This is a genomic window from Duganella sp. GW821-FHT07G03, assembly GCF_059418605.1.
In genome coordinates this window covers 1-508 of the sequence record NZ_JBWKQE010000067.1, presented here as the reverse complement: position 1 = coordinate 508, position 508 = coordinate 1, and the positions used below count along the sequence as shown (strand labels likewise).

The window sequence follows — 508 nt, the reverse complement described above, 5'->3', positions numbered from 1 at the left end:
GAGGGTGTAAATAATATTGTGTAAACGGTCATTTGGCAGGACACTGCCGCCATCAAGGAGATTTAATGACCGTTGTAAAACGTAACAAGCGGGCCAAGCCCGATCCCGATCTGCTCAAACTGGCCGACAGCCTGTTGGCGAACTACCAGAAGCCGGAGGACCTGCTCGGCGAAAACGGTCTGCTCAAGCAGCTCACCAAGATGCTGGTGGAGCGTGCCCTGGAGACCGAAATGACCGATCACTTGGGCCATGACAAGAGCGGCGAGGTGACCAACGGCACCGGCAACACCCGCAACGGCCATAGCACCAAGACCCTCAAGGGCGATTTTGGCGCTCTGCCGCTGGACGTGCCCCGCGACCGCCAGGGGACGTTCGAGCCGCAGATCGTGGTCAAGAACCAAACTCGCTGGGCCGGCTTTGACGACAAAATCATCTCGCTCTACGCGCGCGGGCTGAGTGTGCGGGAGATTCAAAGCCATCTGGAGGAGATGTACGGCGCCGAGGTGTC

General features: G+C 58.9%; 1 protein-coding gene. It reads left to right on the top strand.

Going from position 1 to position 508, the window contains the following annotated elements; all coding sequences use genetic code 11:
- Positions 1 to 65 precede the first annotated feature (65 nt).
- Positions 66 to 508 (top strand): transposase (locus AC07OK_RS30790; RefSeq protein ID WP_494693843.1); only part of this gene is annotated, 443 nt, incomplete at its 3' end.